The sequence below is a fragment of the Tsukamurella sp. TY48 genome, assembly GCF_019656655.1.
In the GTDB taxonomy this organism is placed as follows: domain Bacteria; phylum Actinomycetota; class Actinomycetes; order Mycobacteriales; family Mycobacteriaceae; genus Tsukamurella; species Tsukamurella strandjordii.
This window is the reverse complement of sequence record NZ_BPMV01000001.1, coordinates 100,846-117,128: the sequence shown is the minus strand read 5'-3', so window position 1 is coordinate 117,128 and position 16,283 is coordinate 100,846. Positions and strand designations below refer to the sequence as shown.

General features: G+C 66.3%; 16 protein-coding genes and 1 tRNA gene. 8 read left to right on the top strand and 9 right to left on the bottom strand.

Features of this window, described 5'->3' with window-relative positions; all coding sequences use genetic code 11:
- Positions 1-17 precede the first annotated feature (17 nt).
- Both TTY48_RS00580 and TTY48_RS00575 read left to right on the top strand, forming a co-directional pair.
- Complete coding sequence (locus TTY48_RS00580) at positions 18-2,825, top strand: DUF2232 domain-containing protein (RefSeq protein ID WP_220655660.1); 2,808 nt, start codon at positions 18-20, stop codon at positions 2,823-2,825.
- A gap of 43 nt (positions 2,826-2,868) precedes the next feature.
- Positions 2,869-3,591, top strand: a complete 723-nt coding sequence (locus tag TTY48_RS00575; RefSeq protein ID WP_220655659.1) for a rhomboid family intramembrane serine protease — start codon at positions 2,869-2,871, stop codon at positions 3,589-3,591.
- On the opposite strand, the gene TTY48_RS00570 is transcribed toward TTY48_RS00575, so the two are convergent.
- Entirely contained in the window at positions 3,592-4,563 is a 972-nt protein-coding gene (locus tag TTY48_RS00570) for a cytochrome c oxidase assembly protein (protein WP_220655658.1), read from the bottom strand. It lies immediately after the preceding gene.
- Between the two features lie 133 nt (positions 4,564-4,696).
- Between TTY48_RS00570 and TTY48_RS00565 the strand changes: the two genes are divergently transcribed.
- Positions 4,697-5,005, top strand: a complete 309-nt coding sequence (locus tag TTY48_RS00565) for a hypothetical protein (protein WP_220655657.1) — start codon at positions 4,697-4,699, stop codon at positions 5,003-5,005.
- Positions 5,006-5,033: 28 nt separating this feature from the next.
- Here TTY48_RS00565 and TTY48_RS00560 read toward each other — a convergent pair whose 3' ends face one another.
- A complete protein-coding gene (locus tag TTY48_RS00560) occupies positions 5,034-5,651 on the bottom strand; it encodes an ANTAR domain-containing response regulator (protein WP_220655656.1) in 618 nt (205 codons plus the stop codon).
- Positions 5,652-5,750: 99 nt separating this feature from the next.
- Here TTY48_RS00560 and TTY48_RS00555 point away from each other — a divergent pair, with 99 nt between their 5' ends.
- Complete coding sequence (locus TTY48_RS00555) at positions 5,751-6,842, top strand: alpha/beta hydrolase (protein WP_374758694.1); 1,092 nt, start codon at positions 5,751-5,753, stop codon at positions 6,840-6,842.
- 45 nt (positions 6,843-6,887) lie between these two features.
- A tRNA-Leu gene (locus tag TTY48_RS00550) sits at positions 6,888-6,961 on the top strand.
- A gap of 118 nt (positions 6,962-7,079) precedes the next feature.
- Here TTY48_RS00550 and TTY48_RS00545 read toward each other — a convergent pair.
- The 7 genes from TTY48_RS00545 to TTY48_RS00515 all read right to left on the bottom strand — a co-directional run bounded on the left by TTY48_RS00545 (position 7,080) and on the right by TTY48_RS00515 (position 12,450).
- Positions 7,080-7,415, bottom strand: coding sequence for an HNH endonuclease (locus TTY48_RS00545; RefSeq protein ID WP_220655654.1), 336 nt, complete (start codon positions 7,413-7,415; stop codon positions 7,080-7,082).
- A gap of 130 nt (positions 7,416-7,545) precedes the next feature.
- Positions 7,546-7,872, bottom strand: coding sequence for a hypothetical protein (locus tag TTY48_RS00540; RefSeq protein ID WP_220655653.1), 327 nt, complete (start codon positions 7,870-7,872; stop codon positions 7,546-7,548).
- Positions 7,869-8,405, bottom strand: a complete 537-nt coding sequence (locus TTY48_RS00535) for a hypothetical protein (RefSeq protein WP_220655652.1) — start codon at positions 8,403-8,405, stop codon at positions 7,869-7,871. Before TTY48_RS00535 ends, TTY48_RS00540 begins: the two co-directional genes overlap by 4 nt.
- Before the next feature lie 229 nt (positions 8,406-8,634).
- Positions 8,635-9,240 carry a DUF6545 domain-containing protein gene (locus TTY48_RS00530; protein WP_220655651.1) on the bottom strand — a complete coding sequence of 202 codons (606 nt, stop codon included), beginning with the start codon at positions 9,238-9,240 and terminating at the stop codon, positions 8,635-8,637.
- Positions 9,237-10,433, bottom strand: a complete 1,197-nt coding sequence (locus TTY48_RS00525; RefSeq protein WP_220655650.1) for an RNA-directed DNA polymerase — start codon at positions 10,431-10,433, stop codon at positions 9,237-9,239. Before TTY48_RS00525 ends, TTY48_RS00530 begins: the two co-directional genes overlap by 4 nt.
- A 569-nt stretch (positions 10,434-11,002) precedes the next feature.
- Positions 11,003-12,010 (bottom strand): DUF3039 domain-containing protein, encoded by a 1,008-nt coding sequence (locus tag TTY48_RS00520; protein WP_220655649.1) that lies wholly within the window; start codon positions 12,008-12,010, stop codon positions 11,003-11,005.
- Between the two features lie 35 nt (positions 12,011-12,045).
- Entirely contained in the window at positions 12,046-12,450 is a 405-nt protein-coding gene (locus TTY48_RS00515) for a helix-turn-helix domain-containing protein (RefSeq protein WP_220655648.1), read from the bottom strand.
- A 1,282-nt stretch (positions 12,451-13,732) separates the two neighbouring features.
- Between TTY48_RS00515 and TTY48_RS00510 the strand changes: the two genes are divergently transcribed.
- From TTY48_RS00510 to TTY48_RS00500, 3 genes are all read left to right on the top strand, one after another.
- Complete coding sequence (locus tag TTY48_RS00510) at positions 13,733-13,951, top strand: hypothetical protein (protein ID WP_220655647.1); 219 nt, start codon at positions 13,733-13,735, stop codon at positions 13,949-13,951.
- Positions 13,952-13,969: 18 nt separating this feature from the next.
- The gene (locus TTY48_RS00505) at positions 13,970-14,860 is read left to right on the top strand and encodes a putative toxin-antitoxin system toxin component, PIN family (protein WP_220655646.1); all 891 of its coding nucleotides are present in this window, start codon (positions 13,970-13,972) and stop codon (positions 14,858-14,860) included.
- Positions 14,861-15,123: 263 nt separating this feature from the next.
- Positions 15,124-16,263: a GNAT family N-acetyltransferase gene (locus tag TTY48_RS00500; RefSeq protein WP_255585444.1), complete on the top strand. Its 1,140-nt coding sequence runs from the start codon at positions 15,124-15,126 to the stop codon at positions 16,261-16,263.
- Positions 16,264-16,283 lie beyond the last annotated feature (20 nt).

The following is a 16,283-nucleotide window of genomic DNA, read 5'->3' as shown; positions in this document are numbered from 1 at the left end:
GCTGCACCGACACCGCCGTGCGCCGCACCCGTCCGCGGCTCGGCGCACGGCAGATCACCGAGGCGGCCGCGCTCGCGGATGTGGCGGCGGCACTCGTCCTGATCTCCCAGGTCTTCCCGCTGCTGGTGGGTCTCGCCTTCGCGGCCTGCCTACCGTTCGGCGTGGTGGGCCTGCGGCACACCCTCCGTACCTGCGCGCTCGCGCTGGTGGTGGGGGTGTCGATGGCCTTCCTGCTCGGCGGCATCGCCCCGGTGGCGCTCACCATCGAGACGGGCCTGGTGGGATTGCTCCTGGGTGCGTCCATCCGGCGCGGCTGGTCGACGGGGCGGCTGGTGCTCAATTCGCTGCCGCTGCTGGCGATCCCGTCGTCGATGTTCGCGGTCCTGCTGCTCGTGATCTTCCCCGGTGCGCGGGATCTGATCTTCAAGATCACCGGCTCCACCATCACCGGCTTCGCGCGGATCCTGCGCAACATCCACCTCGGCTTCCTCGGCGACGCGATGGTGGCGCTGTGGGAGTGGGCGCTGCGGTGGTGGGTGCTCACGGTGCCGGCCGTGCTGATCGTCGCCGTGCTCGTGGTGGTCTGGTTCGCCCGGGTCATCTTCGGTGCGCTCCTCACGCGGGCCGATCGGGTACTGCCGCGCGCCACCGGGCATCTCGCCGATCTGGTGGACGACGATGCGGGTGATCGCACCGTGGGACCGGTGCCGATCCGGATGCAGGACGTCACCGTGCGGTACGGCGACCGCACGGCGCTCGCCGTTCCCGAGCTCACCGTCGAACCGGGGGAGTTCCTCGCCGTCACGGGCCGCAACGGCACCGGTAAGTCGACGCTGACCCGCATCCTGGCCGGCGCCGAGCCCACCTCGGGCACCGTCGAGCGGCCGGGCGATCCGGGGCTCGGCGACCCGGGCGGCACGGCGGTGGTCTTCCAGCGCCCGGAATCCCAGGTGCTCGGCGTGCGCGTGGGCGACGATGTGCGATTCGGCCGCGATCTCCCGGAGGGCACCGATGTGGAGGCGCTGCTGGACCGCGTCGGGCTCGGCGGGATGGCCGAACGCGAGACCGCCACACTGTCCGGCGGTCAGTTGCAGCGGCTCGCCGTGTCCGCGGCGCTCGCCCGCGACCCGGGCCTGCTGATCAGCGACGAGTCCACCGCGATGCTCGACGCCGAGGGCCGCACCTCGGTGCTCGGCCTCATGCGGGACGTCGCGGCGTCGGGAACCACCGTGGTGCACGTGACTCATCACGAGTCCGAGGCCGCCGCGGCCGACCGGGAGGTGCGGCTGGGTCCGCCGCGCACCGACGCCGCCGCGTCCACCCGGACCGTGCGCGCCGGATCGGCACGTTCCCGTGCCCGCGGCACCGTGGAACTGCGGGGTGTCTCGCTCATCCGCGACGGTGGGACCCCGTGGGACCGGCCGGTTCTCACCGATCTCGATCTCACCGTGCCGGGCGGTACCGCGCTGGCGATCACCGGCGACAACGGCGCCGGCAAGTCCACGCTGGCGTGGCTCATCGGCGGGCTCCTGGAACCCACTGCGGGCACCGTCACCGTCGACGGTCGGCCCGTGGTCAACGGCCGCGGCCAGGTGGTGATCGGCGTGCAACACGCGCGCCTGCAGGTGCTGCGCGACACCGTCTTCGACGATGTGGAGGACGCCTCCGGTGCCGACGAACGCGGAGTGCGGTCCGCGCTGGCGCTGGTGGGGCTGGACCCGGACGAGTTCGCCGAGCGCCGCGCCGACGAGCTGTCCGGCGGCGAGCAGCGGCGCGTGGTGCTGGCCGGGCTGCTCGCATCGAAGCCCCGCGTCCTGGTGCTGGACGAGCCGCTGGCCGGCCTCGACGACGATGCCACCGTGCGGATGACGGCGGCGCTCGCGGCGGCGAAGGCGTCGGGCACCACGCTGGTGATCGTCACGCACGATATGGAGCCGCTGCGCGGTGTGGTCGACGATGTGCATCACGTGACCGCGTCCACCGAGGAACCCCGGCCCGGCCGGGCGCGGGCGCATCTGCCGCAGTTCGGCGATGTGGTGGGACGGCCACTGCCGCAGGCGAACACCGCCCGTGAGGTGTGGGCCGGCACCAAGCTGGTCGCGCTCCTCGCGATGGGCGCCGTGATGGCGGTGCGCACCGACTGGTGGACCATCGGCGCCTCCGCGCTGCTGGTCTTCGGCTGGTTCCTGCTGGCCGGCGCGCCCTGGCGGGCGGTGCCGAAGTTGCCGCCCTTCTTCCTGCTGTTCGGTCTGGTCAGCCTCGTGCTCACCGGCCTCGGCAGCGGAGCGACCACGGGATCGCTGTTCGGGATGGAGATCAATCTCTCGGGTGTGGACGTCTTCTTCCGCGGCCTGGTCTCGGTGATGGTCTCGCTGTTCGCGGCCCTGCTGTTCTGTTGGACCACGCCGCTCGGCGACGTCCCGGGCTTCCTCCAGACCTGCCTCAACCGCCTCGGCGCACTGGGCTCGCGCGGCGTGGCCTTCGCCTCGGCGCTCGCCCTCGCCATCCGGTTGGCGCCGCTCGCGCTCGCCGAGGTGCGCACCATGTGGGGCCTCGCGCGGCAGCGACGGCCGCTGCGCCGCAACGGCACACCGCGCGGCCTCACGATCGAGGCGATCCTGGAACTGCTCCTGCTGGCCACCGTCCAGTCGTGCCGCCGGGCGGGGGAGTTGGCCGATGCCATCACCTCCCGGGGCGGCCTGGGGGTGGTCGCCCGGCCCGACCGCGGACCGCGGCGGCTCGACGGTGCGGTGCTCGCCGTGGTGGTCGTGGTGCTCGGTGCGGCGTACGGGCTCGGGGGCGTGTTCCCCGCGATGGTGCCGTAACCCGTGGTCGGTAGCGCGCCGCCGGTCGTGGTGAACTAGAGCGGTGACCACCGTTTCGACCAGCCGCAGCTGGCAGCCCGTGCTGACCTATTCGCTGATCGCCGTCAACGTGATCGCCTTCGCGTTCAGCGCGAAGGCCTCCGGCAGCATTCAGTACAACATGTCGGCACCCGAGGTCCGCGAGCTCGCGTTGTCGGAGGCGGCCACCGCGAACGGCTGGTGGTGGACCGCCATCACCTCGGGCTTCCTGCACTTCGGACCCATCCACCTGCTGGTGAACATGTACTCGCTGTACGTGCTGGGCCGCAGCGTGGAGCAGGTGATGGACCGCGCGCACTACGGCGCGATCTACGCGATCTCGCTGCTCGGTGGCAGCGCCTCGGTGCTGTGGTTCGGCCTGGAGAACACGATCACCGTGGGCGCCTCGGGGGCGATCTTCGGCCTGATGGGCGCCGAACTGGTGCTGCTGCTCCGGATGCGGATGAATCCCACCTCGCTCGTGGTGGTGATCGCCGCGAACGTGGTCGCGTCGATGATGATCCCCGGCATCTCGCTCATGGGACACCTCGGCGGGCTGGTCGCCGGCGCCGCCGTGGCGGCCGCGATGGTCTACGTGCCCGAGCTGCTGCCCCGCGATAAGCGCACCGCCAAGCAGATCCAGGCCGTGGGCTGGGCGTGCACCGGGGTGATCGCCGCCGTCGTGGTGGCGCTGATCGCGGTGCGGTTCGGCACCTACCCGGGTATCAGCAGGTACGTCGTCGACTGATCAGCCGTGGCGCTGATTCATCTCCCGGAGCCGCGCGTTGTACGCGGCGAGCGCGGCCTCATCGTCGTCGACGTCCACGTCGGAACCGTCGCCGATCAGCGTGCCCCGGCGGGCGGAGTCGAGCCAGGTGCCCATGCCGCCGCCGCGCTTGCCGGTGGCTTCGGCGGTGATCCACTGGAAGGCGACGATCAGCAGGAGCAGCATCATCAGGCCGTCGCCGCCGAACCACATGATGGCGCCCGCGGCGGCCTGGTCCTCGAGCCCGGTGGGGCCCCAGCCGACCCGGGAAGCCGCGTATTCCGGCGCCAGTTCGGTGGAGGTCATCATCAGCGTGACGCCCACCAGGGTGTCCGGGCCCATGGCCAGCAGGAACGAGGCGAAGCGCAGCGGATGCGAGAGCCTGGTGGGGCCGCACAGCTCGTCGCCCACCAGCGGCAGCATGAACAGCCAGCCGGCGAACAGGTACACCGTGTACTCGGCGTTGCGCAGCCAGGGGGTCTCCAGGGCCAGGTCCTGGAAGCCCGTGAGGTGGGTGCCGATCAGCACCGCGGCGTACAGCGGCAGCCCGACGATGGGGCTGGCGAACACCCGCATCACGGGGTTGCCGAGCACCGCGCGCACGCGCCGGTCGCCCTTCTCTCCGGTGGCGGTGGCGAGCAGCCGGATGGGCTGCGCCAGGACCAGGAACAGCGGCACCACGGTGATCAGGTTGAGATGCACCACCATGTGCGCCCAGAACAGGTGCTTGGCCAGGTCACCCATCACGGTGTTGACCGAGAAGACGATCAGCGCCATGGCGATGAACCACGACAGCACGCGGGTCCACGGCCACGGTGAACCGGCGCGACGCGCGCGGATCACGCCGTAGCAGTACAGAATCGTCGCGACGATCATGAGAGCCGACACGACGGGGGTGAAGACCCAGGTATGGAGGATGGACGGCGCTTGCGTCGCCACTGCTGAGGGAGGCATCGCTGCCCGTTGTACCACCCCCGCCGAACTAATCCAACCGACGTGTAACAAAGCTTGAGGCAGGATCGATGGAGAGTTGAAGGTCCTGTGTCAGCTTGCCCGGGGATTCCCGGGTCAGACCGATGGAGAAGAGATGCCGAAGGTTCCCGAGCCCACGCCGCAAGAGGTGCGCGACTTCCTCAGCCCGATCTCGCATTGGTCGCATTTGAAGGCCAACGCCGAGGAGCAGTACCGCAAGACGATCCTGGCGGCCTATGCGGCCCGTATCCCGATCGTGCACATCGCGCGCTACACCGGCACGTCGCCGCAGGCCGTGAAGAAGGTCATCGACCGGCAGAACGACAAGTCGGCCGTCGACGGGACGCCCTCGTTCCCGAACACCCCGCGCGCGGGGTACTACCGGGACCAGGCGATGCCGCAGCGCCCGATGCGCGCCATTTGATCCGGAGCGAAGGACCGACGGGCCGCTGTCAGGCCTTGCCGGAGCCCTCGGTCTGACCGCCGAGCGTGTCGACCACCAGGTGCGCCACGGTGCGCATGTTGGTGCGACGGTCCATCGCGGTGCGCTGGATCCAGCGGAAGGCATCCGGTTCGGAGAGGCCGTGCGCCTGCATCAGGATGGTCTTGGCGCGATCGACGAGTTTGCGGGTCTCGAGCTGCTCCGCGAGTGAGGTGACCTCGCGTTCGAGCGCGGCGAGTTCGGCGAACCGGCTGATCGCGATCTCGATCGCCGGCACCAGGTCGAGCTTGGTGAAGGGCTTGACGAGGTAGGCCATGGCCCCGGCCTCGCGGGCGCGTTCGACGAACTCGCGCTGACCGAATGCGGTGAGCATCACCACGGGCGCGATGCGCTCGCGGGCGATCTCCTCGGCGGCGTCCAGTCCGCTGCGCACCGGCATCTTGACGTCCATGATCACCAGGTCGGGACGCAGTTCGCGGGCCTTGTCGACGGCGATCTGGCCGTTCTCGGCCTCGCCGACCACGTCGTAGCCCTCCTCGCGCAGCATCTCCGCGAGGTCCAGCCGGATGATCGCCTCGTCCTCGGCGACGAGCACGCGGTGCGCCGCCGGTTCGCGGTCCTGCGTCATGCGGTTCCCCTTCGGTTCGTGGGCGTGCACAAAGGCTACCGGGCGGGGCGAAAGGTGCTCGGACGTGCGCGGTACCGTCTACCCATGAACGTATTGAGTCTGGCTCAGTTGCGCGCTCGCGCGGAGAACCTCTGGGCGCTCACGCTGGGCGACGGCATCCGTCCCGTGGTGCACACTCCGCACGTCACGCTGGTCGAGGAGCCCCACCGCACGCTGCGCCGCTATGCCTCCGAGGAGGCCCGGGAGGCCGCTGCGGCCGCCGGCGCCGCGCCCGTGCTGCTGATCCCGCCGATCGCGGCACCCGCCTCCTGCTACGACCTCTCGCCCGAGGTCTCCGTCGTCTCCCACCTCGCGTCCACCGGCCGGATCGCCTACGTGCTCGACTTCGGTGAGATGGGCTACGGGGACCGGAATCTGGGTTTCGAGGACTTCGCGCTCGACATCATCCCGCAGGCCATCGCCCGGGTGCTGGAGGACTTCGGGGGCGGCACGGCGCCCGACGGTGCCGGCGTGGACCTGTACGGCTGGAGCCTCGGCGGCACGCTCTCCTTCCTCACCGCGGGGGCATCGAAGCAGCCGATCCGGTCGATCGTCTCGATCGCGACGCCCCTGAACTACGACGCGCAGCCGCCGTACCCGTTGGTGCGCGCGCTCGCCCGGCCGGTCGACGGTGCGGGGCCCGGCGCGCTGTTCGGCCTGCTGGGCGGGATCCCCGCGCCGGTGGTGCAGGTGGCGTACCGTGCGACCTCGTGGGACCGGGAGCTGAAGAAGCCGAAGTTCGTGCTGGAGAACCTCGGTGACACCGAGAAGTTGGCGCGGATGGAGGCCATCGACCGGTTCCAGCGCAAGTTCCCCGGGTATCCCGGGAAGCTGGCGGCGCAGCTGTGGGAGCGGCTGATCTACCGCGGTGAGCTGGCGGCCGGGAAGGTGACGCTGGGGGAGCAGCCGGTGGACCTGTCGACCATCGACGTGCCGATCCAGCTGTTCGGTTCGCACCGCGATGCGCTGTGCGCATGGGACTGCGCCCGGCACGGGGTCGACCTGTTCAGCGGCTCGCCCCGGGTGGAGTTCGCGACCGTGGAATCGAGCCACCTCGGCCTGCTCGCCGGCCCCGATGCGGTGCGCGAGACCTGGCCCGTGATCGACGACTTCCTCGCCTCCGTGGATACCGAGGCGGGCGTGGTTCGCTGACCGGGTAAGCTTGCTCGGCTGGCCGTGCACGACGGTCGGCCGGACGCCCCCGTAGCCCAATTGGCAGAGGCAACGGATTCAAAACCCGTCCAGTGTGAGTTCGAGTCTCACCGGGGGCACAAGAACTGCTAGGCCAGAACCTATTTTCCACCACATACCTGGCGGGGGTACGCCTCCATCTGCTCGCAACTGCTCGCAACGTCTTCGGATCTGCTCGCAGACTGCTCGCTGGTGGCCTTACTGGACGTAGAAACCGCGCTCGCGGAGTCGTCGCTTCTGGAGGGCGCGCGCGGAGAGCTCTCGGCGCTTCGTGGCGCCGTCGCGGGGGTCTCCGTCCCGTCGGCTTTGGGCCGTCTTCAGCGCGTGGTGTTCGTCGCAGAGGAGCTGGAGGTTGCTCGGTCGGTTGTCTCCACCGTCCGCGATCTCGACGATGTGGTCGACTTGGTTCGCGGGCGCGCCGCACTCACGACACACGTGCCAGTCGCGCTCGCGGATGTGGTCCTTCTCGGCCGTGGTGAGCGGCTTGATGCGGCGGCGTCGGGCGCGCTGGTTGGCGTCGAAGTTCTCCGTCACGGGGTGCTGCTCGCACCGGTAGTTGCGGCCTCGGTGCTCGACGGCGGGACGGGAGCACCCCTGAGCCATGTTCTCGGGGTTGCGCCACGAGCACGTTTTCGGTGCCCGGCCGGTCATAGGTGTTCTCCGATCATTTGTGGAATCCGAATGTGGTTCGGTCGGGTGAACTATTGCGTGCGGTCGGTGGCGGGCTCACGTGGCGCATGATCGGCGGCGGGTTGCGCCGTGTCCGCGTCGTCCGGCCGCGCAAGTGGTCGCCGCGCACGATGACCAGCGGGCGGGGCGCGTCCTCGTCGTCATCGAGCCAGTCGGCGCGCTCGACGGGGAGGGTGTCAGATCCCAGCTCGTAGGCGGGGGAGTCCGGGCCGAAGTCCTCGCCACCGTCTGGCGCCTCCCCGGCGAGCCCGATGGTGACGGCGAGGACTTTGTACCCGAACAGGTCGATGGTGATGTTCACGCGACCCCACCTCGTGCCGCGCTCATCGCCGCGCGGATGGCGGCGGTGCTGGCCGCTGCGGTCCGCGCGCACTGCTCCCGGCGAAGGCGCGCGTCCCGTAGCTCCAGCTCGTTCTGATCGGCCTCGCGGGTCGCGCGGAGCTCCGGCGTGGGGTCGGGGTCGCAGAACCCCCAACCGCTGGCGAACTCGATGCGGGTCCACCATCCCGCGTCGGTGGGCCACGGCTCTGCACGGCGCGGGGCGTGTCCGGTGCCGCACGGCTGCCGCATGAAGTCGCCATCGTCGAGGATCTCCGGCGGCACGGGATCGCTGGCGCTCATCCGGTAGTGCGCGCGGAAGCAGTCTGCCCGGAGGCACCGGATGCACTCGACGCCACCGGGCACCGTCTCGCCGTCGACCGTGCGGGTCGTGACGTGGACCGTGCGCGCCGTGAGCTCGTGCCCGCGTCGGCACGCCGCCGGAACCCGCACAAGCGGGTCAGTGATCGGGAACGACCCCGCCGCAACGTGCGCGCGGTCGCGAGCTTGCGCCATGATCGCCTCCTGTGGTCGTGCCCGCGTGGGGCGGATGAGTGACCGGCGGGCCCAGGGGACCGATGCTCTTGGGAGGTCAATCGAAGACACCCCGGGCTCGCCGATGGCTCCAGTACAGCACGGGGTGTCAAATGTTTCGACGACGAATCAGGCTGTGATGCAAGGGTTTACGTTAACGCGGACATTTCAATCGGTGGCGATTCTGACGGTTGCACGTCTGGTGGAGTAGTCAGATCACAACCCGCTGGAGGTCTGCTGCGGCATCGAGCGAAGAGATGAAGTCGCGACAAACCTGAGCTGCTTGGTCGATGGAGTTCTCAGATAGCACAATTCGGCCATCGCTGATTTCGATCGATCGGCGATTCAGCTTGACTTCCAGGTCGCGAGTGTTTCTGCGACGCTGCCTCCACGTCAGATTACCGTGACCATGCGCGACGGCATTCCGTGCATGGGTGAGGTCTAGAATATCTGTCCAAAGAGACTTCGGTACCTCGAATAGATCATTGAATGTAGACCGCATTCTTTCCCAGCTGGATGTGGATTGCTCATAATGGTCCTCCCACACCTTCCTTCCGGAGGGGTGATCGACTGAACTCATCATCTGCTCCATTTTGTGGAGCAGGGCCTCTGAGGCAAAAGACTCGGAAACCGACAAGAAGCGGACAAGTGTTGCCTGGCGAAGGATTTGGAGTTCGTCGTTGTCGAATCGAGACCCTATTCGCTTAGTGTTGTTACGAGATTGTGTAATCGAAAGGAAGTTTCCCCGGTGGAGCGAGAGGGTCTGATTTATCAGGCGGATTGAACCTTCTGCACTTTCGGACAGCATGTGCGTCACTCAGAACGTTCTGTAATCAGAAGTCTTTCCAAGTTCGAGTCGGCCACATCTTCGGCCAGTGTCGGTTCGATTTGACCAACTGCCCAGACGACCGACCCCTTTAGTGCTGGAGTGACGAAATCTATGCCCTCAGCGATTTTCTGCGCAGGTACTGTGCCCAGCTGCCCCAGTGCCTCGGCTGCGTATGCGGTGAGCACCGAATCTCCACTTTCTAGGACCTGGGAAAGGCGGGCAGTCAACTTCTGGTCTTCCAATCCGATCGTTCCCGAGGAATGTAACAGCCACACGGTCTGCCATCGGCTACACGTCTCTGAATCCAACGCTTCAACTATTTTACCCGCGACCACCGGGCGACTATCCGGATGTGATCTCGCAATTTGGCAAAGGTACTCCGAGACTTTCGGTGTGAGTTCTGGGGTCGATCGGACTAGGTCTTCAATCGAATCAAGCGGAGAAATCTCGCCGAGTACGCCCAATTCGGGAAGCGACTGGCCGAGTAGCTGGCGCACCATCGGATTCTTTTGTAGATCGTCCCGGGTGCTCTCAGACCAGAGTTTCCACACAGCCCTAATCTCTTCAGGATCCGGGTGGCCTGAATTAGCACTGACGCTTTCTGTCGTTTCAGAATCGCTCTCAGGCTCTACGCTGTTTGACACGTCATCGTCGTAACGGCCGTGAAAGAGGAATTTTGCTACTGACAATAGCCCGTTGTCTTCGACCACTTTGCGTGATTCAACTTTGAATTTTTCAAGGCTGCTCTCGTAGTGTTCTCGGGCATATGTGAATGTTTTTGCCTCGTTTAGGACGAGGCCAAGTTCGCGCGCGGAAGCCGCGCACATTTCCAAAGACTTACGTGCCCCTCCGAGGGTCGTGGCGCATATCCTGAAGTCGTCCGAGTAGGTTTCGGTGGGGTATCCGGATCTGATCAACTTGCGCCGAATGGGATCGATATAGACGTCGCCTAAGAGGTCGCTGGAATCATGCACTTGCGGAAGGCCAACGCTCCCCGACATCACTTGACCTAAGAGTCGAAGCGTCGATGTTACCGTGTCGTAGTCGCCGGTTTGAGCGATCAATTCGTCCCCGAGAATCGCATGGTCTACGTAGACGTAGTACGATGAAATATCCGTCGCAGTTATGTACCGTGCGTCTGGGGTATCAAGTGGGGCGCGCTCGAATGCGCTGTGTTCCACTCGATCTCCGGACCCGGCGGGAAGCTGAGACCGCAAGTAGTTCGCAAGAGCTCTGTAAAGCACTCGATCTTGGAGTCGCCACAGGTTTAGTGGCCTGGCTCCCCGCTGCTTGGCCGCGAACAGGACGGTGGCCCTGGCGCCATCTGGAGCTTGACTTATCGATGCCCGTAGCAAATCCGCGACTTGGTCGGTATGGGCCGAGAGTGCTTGCTCCGCTCTTAGCCCAGGCAGTAGGCGCGTGCGGGCGCCCAGCTCAGCATCCGTTGCGGCCTTAAGATCTAGCCTCCGCAGCAAGGGCCTTATTGTCACCGCTGAACTGTACCGACTGTTCTGCCACTTAGTTGGTCAAACCGCTGCGGTGGCGCTGAGCGGAGGGCTACGGGAGCACTGGTCACCGCCGGGGCACCCACCCCGGGCTCGCCGATGGCTCCAGTACAGCACGGAGTGTCAAATCTTCTGACAGCGAATTACGATGTGATGCAGTGGTTTACGTCAATCCGAACGTTTCGATCGACGTCAATTCTGACGAGGCCGGCGGCGTAGCGGCCTGCCGGGCGATCTGATCGCTGCTACTCCGGCAACCGCGACCGAACCGCGCAGCATTCGGGGCAAACCGCGAGGTCATCGGGCGCTTGGCGCGGAACGAACACCTTGCCGCAAAGGGCCTTCGTCGCGGTTCCCTGTACGTACTGTTCGGTGAGACGAGCCTCGTGAGCGAAGTGCGCAACTACGCCGGGAGTGGATACTCCAGGAACCTTGTTCGATTCATGCAGTGCGCGACCGAGCATGGCGTTGATCTCTGCCGCACTTCCGTCGCTGGAGTAGATCCGCCGACCACCGGCGTGTCCAGCCTGCCAACTCTGTTCGTCGGGCTCGATGGCGCACATGGCTACGATTTCGGCCCGACCGATGAGGGGCTCGTCCTGCCATCGAATCGTCTGAAATTCGAGGACGACCTCGCCGTAACCTTCAGGGGCGTCCGCGTCGTTTTCGATAACGGCAATCGTGACTTCGATTTCACACAGGACATCGCTTGCCTCGCTCCCGAGAGCGTAGAGCGTGACGGATTCCTGTCCGTCGGTTCCGATCCGCGCCACGGCGCCGAGGACGGCGTCGTGCACACCCTGCTCCCACTTTCCGAGCTCGCCCTCTGCGTTCTCCCGGCGCAGCCGTGACTTGTCCTCTGCGGTCGGTAAGACGCTCGACGCGCCGGACGCGTTCACGCGGTTCATGAAGTCCGCGTAGAAGTCGTCGCGGTCGCCCGCGCGCCTCAGGCCGGCCGCGACCAGCCAGGGCTGGTTGTTCTCATCGATGAAGATCGCGCCCCGCCACCGGCCGGTCTTGAGCTTGTAGAACGTGGGATCTGACAACCCGCTGATGGTCTCCCGCTGGTGGTCGCCGTCGAGGTCCCTGAACACTTCAATCGCGTGTCGAATCACGGGGTGATTCAGCGCTGTCATCGACGGCGGCCCCGATGGGAAGCCATCCGACATCGCGCGTTGGTGCGTGCGGTCGTCCCATTCGTCGGTGAGGTCTTCGTTTACACACCGAAGGGTCGGCCGGGGCGTGGCGGGCATCTATTCATTATTGCCCAGCTAGCCCGGATCAATGGCTATCGGTCGGCGATGTCCTGGGCGAGTGTCGCGCGGTCGCGGTCCTTGTGCGCAAACCGCTCGGCGAGCTCGACATTGTCAGCGTCCATCTGGCCCCGGTACTTGCGCAGATCGCCGATCGTGATGCGCCGGTCCCGCTCGCCTACCGTGATGCACGGGATGACCTTCTGGTCGAGCAGTTTGTACAGGTGGGTGCGGCTCATGCCAAGAAGCTTGGCCGCCTGCGCCGGGGTGACACGAGCGTTGTCCTCGATGACTGTGACACTCGTGCCCTGGCGAACTGCCTCGATGACGTACGTCAGTGCGTCGGCGAGCTCGGAGTGGGCGGGCAGGTTATGGGCACGGAAGCGGTCCAGCTCGTCGAGCTGTGCGTGGTCCACACTGCCAGCGGTCAGAGTCTTCATCCCTTAGTGGCCCTTCCTGCTAACGCGGGGTAGCTGGGTAGCTAGCCCGAATCATGACACATGCGGCGTGAGTCACAGCGTAAGTGTCATATGTGTCATAGGTGTCACGACTGTACATATTGTTCTGGGCTTTTGCGAATCAGACCCCTGCGATGCGTACTGATCGGCTGGTGGTGGCCCCGTTTGCATGTCGCCGGTGAGCGTCCAGCGATACCCGCCGCGCAGCGGTAATGTAGTGGTTGGCGTCAACCCCGATTGCGCCTGTGCCGCTCTGGCTTCCGTCCCCGCGTGGACCGCCGGGCGGCCTGTGTGCCCTGCTGCCGCGTCGGGCGGTACTCGGTGGGGTGCTGGCGCGTAGGGCCCGCGCGGGGTGGCTCTCGGAGGGCGTGGGCGCGATCCCCGCGAGGAGTCCCGCTGGTGCGCCACGAGAGTGGAGCTGGAATCGATTGCGCGGGAACGAATCTCGTTCGCTATCTCGCGTCTGGGCGGTCGTGTGTGGCGTGCACCGTCGACCGCTCCGGGCTCGCCCGCGTCCGGCGGTGGCGGTAAAACCGCAGGTCAGGAGCAATTTCGACCCACCCGCCTGCTGTATCGAACGATTTAGTTGGGTGAACGAAGCATTCCTGACAGCACGATGGGGGCTCCCTCGTGGCCGTGGGGGAGGGGCCCTGCCCCCGGGTGTCCGCTCGTCCGTCGTCCTGCGCTCCCTCGTGTGCCCTGCCACGCCCTCATTGTCCCGCTGAGCGATCGGCGCACCTTCGGCGCCTCCGTCCCGTCCGGCGGTCCTCGACGGCGCTCACGGGCGATTGTGGCTTCGTGATCGCCCGAGTAGCGGGTCAGGTAGCGGCAAGGTAGCGGGTGACCGTGCCGAGTCGTGCCCTTTGACCTGCGCGGTAGCGGGAGTAGCGGGTAAATCAGATAGGGCACGAAGGGGCCGACTCGCATTCGGGCCCTTCATGTTTGGGTTGCCTCTAAGTCTTACGTACAAATTGCTTTCCTACATAGGCCTGGCCGCTACCTCGAATATGTATGTGAGTATTCATGTGCGCGCACTATCTGCGCGCGCAGATAGTGCCCCTCTCTCTGTCCTATTCCAAATACCCGCTACTGCCGCTACCTTGGTGGTCACAGGCCTGGGTTACCCGCTACCTACCCGCTACTTCCGACCCCTTCACCCGCTACCTGTGCGTTTGGACCCGTACCTGGGTGCGCTCTGGGGGTGTCCGGGAACAGTCAGTGCAGGTAGGCTGGACGGACACCGCAGCACCAGGAAGGGGGCCGCATGAGCACGCAAGATCGGCGCGCGGCGGCACTGAAGCGGTTGTCTGCGCGGTATGGAGATCTCGACAGCGAGACCGACCTCGCGGGGGCCGCACTGGCCGCCGTGGCCGCCAAGGTCCGCGAGCGCGGCGAGTTCCCCGAGGACGAGGCCTTCACCCTCGCCGCCGCCGAGACCCAGGCGATTCGGGACGAACGCCGTCACGGCGCCTACGCGCGGTAGTCGGAGGTCCCTCGTCCCGTGGCGATCACTCTCGTCCTAGACACGAATGCGCTCATCAACGCGGTCATGAGCCCCAGCGGGAACAGTGCGCAGCTCATCGAGCTCGCCCGGCAAGGCCGCGTCCGTCTCGTGGTGTCACCGCATCTGCTCGACGAGCTGGAGTCGGTACTGACGCGGGACAAATTCCGCCGGTGGCTTTCCGTCGACGACGTTCGCGACTTCGTTGACGCCCTCACGCTGCTCGCCGAGATGGTCGATGACCGGCCTGAGAACGAGACCCCGCACGTGTGCACCGACCCTGATGACAATTTCCTCGTGGCGCTGTTCCAGGACGCGCAGGCGGCGATCCTGGTGAGCGGCGACAAGGCCGTCCTGGCGATCGAGTACCCCGGCCTCGACGTGCGCACGCCGATCGACGCTCTAGCAGCACTCGACTTCCATCATGAGTGGGGCGAAGACTTCCTAGAAGGGACGCAGGAGAAGTCATTCGCCCAGATCGAAACCGAGGGCAACCGTGGAATCTTCGCGGCCTACTCGTCCTTCGTCACCGTGATCGAGCAACCGAACGCCCTAGAGTTACTGCCCTTCGTCGTCGTCCCCGAGACGCTGGAGGCTTTCTGTCGAGACCTCGCGTGGTTGCGGGAGAATGTCCTCACTCGCGGCGTCGCCACCCGACCGCACTATGCGTCGCCCGAGGTCGCCTACATCAAGCTGCCGCCTGATTCGGGGGTGGTTCTCCGCTCGACTGGCGAGATCGCATTACCGGAGGACACGATCTTCGCGACGATGCAATTGTGCCCGGATCTACCAGCGCTCCCCGGATTCGACGCCAACCACTGGCGCGTGTTCGGCATCGGCAACACCGTCTCGCCGGAGCAGATCGAACCACGTCCCGGCTACGCGCCGTAGGTTTCGCTCTACTTGCTGTCCTTCACAGGTATCGGATGAACGCGGGCTCCAGCCCGTCCCTCGGCGTATTCGTGATCTATCGGCCGCGAACAACATAGATCACGTTCTATTTCGTGACCTGGGGAAATGTGTTTCTACGGATTCAAAACCCGTCCAGTGTGAGTTCGAGTCTCACCGGGGGCACCACGGAGCAGTTGCTTGCCAGTTGCACGCGGAATGCTCAGCGACAGGTTTCGGTGCGCGATCCGGTAATTTTGAGCATCGTGACTGACGATCTGCGGGAGGCGCCGCGGCCGGGACGGCGGGTGCCGCGTGGCGTTGCCGTCGAACTGACGTCTGGCGGGGTGCCGGTTCCCGAGCGCGACTTCTTCGTCGACGAGTTCCGCGGAGTCACCATCGTGGTCGCGCTTCCCGTGCTGAGCGCGGTCGCGCTGGAAGCGGTCGCGCGCACGATCAGAGGATTCGACGGAGGCGACACCCGGTTCGTCTTCGTGGTTCCGACCGAGTGGTGCGCGGACACCAACGCCACGGTCGGCGGACGGACCATGAACGGCCCGACGATCTGGAATGAAGAGGCCGTCGCCGAACTGTGGCTCACTGTCGCGGAATCGGCGTGCGTCGTCGTCGGCGTCGAATCACCGTCCGTCGCGCGCACTGCCGGGGCGATCTGTGCGAGTGTTCGGGCGTCGAAGATGGTGCTGACCGATCCGGGTGGCGGCTGGGGCACCCCGCCCCGCAGCTTTGCGGATATCGATCTGCATCACGACCGGCTGGCGGCGCACTTGGCCGAACGCGGGCTCGATGAATTCACCCCCGCCGCGCGAGAAGCCCTGGCGGGCGGCGCATACAGCGTCAACCTCTGCCGTGCTGAAGACCTCGACTTCGAGCTGCTCACCTTCGATGGCCGCGGTACCGTCCTCACGCAAGGTCGTTACCTCCACATCGCCCCGCTCCGGGTGGACGACTTCCCGGCGATCGAGGCTTTGGTCGCTCGTGGATCACTGGACGGCACTCTCAAGCCGCGCAGCCGGATCGAGATCGCCAAGGTGGCCGCTGGTGGGATCGGTGCGCGGGTCTTTCGGACCGGCCACCTCGCGGGCATCGTCGGACTCGAGAAGGACCGGTACGCCGGTACGGGATTCGGTGAGGTCTCGGGTTTGATCACGGTCGCGGAGTTCTCCGGACTCGGTGCTGGTGGTTTGCTGATGGACGGGCTATTGGAGATCTGCCGCGAGAAGGGGCTCTCGGATCTGTTCGCGGTGACGGTCAGTGCCCAGGCCGCCGACTTCTTCCTCCGATGCGGGTTCAGCGAGGTTGGGCACGACAACGTACCCGCCGCGAAATGGGACGGCTACGAGCCCGATCGCCGCGAGATTGCTCGCTGCTTCGTGCGGTCTGTGTAGCGGCGCGTTGACACGGAGCC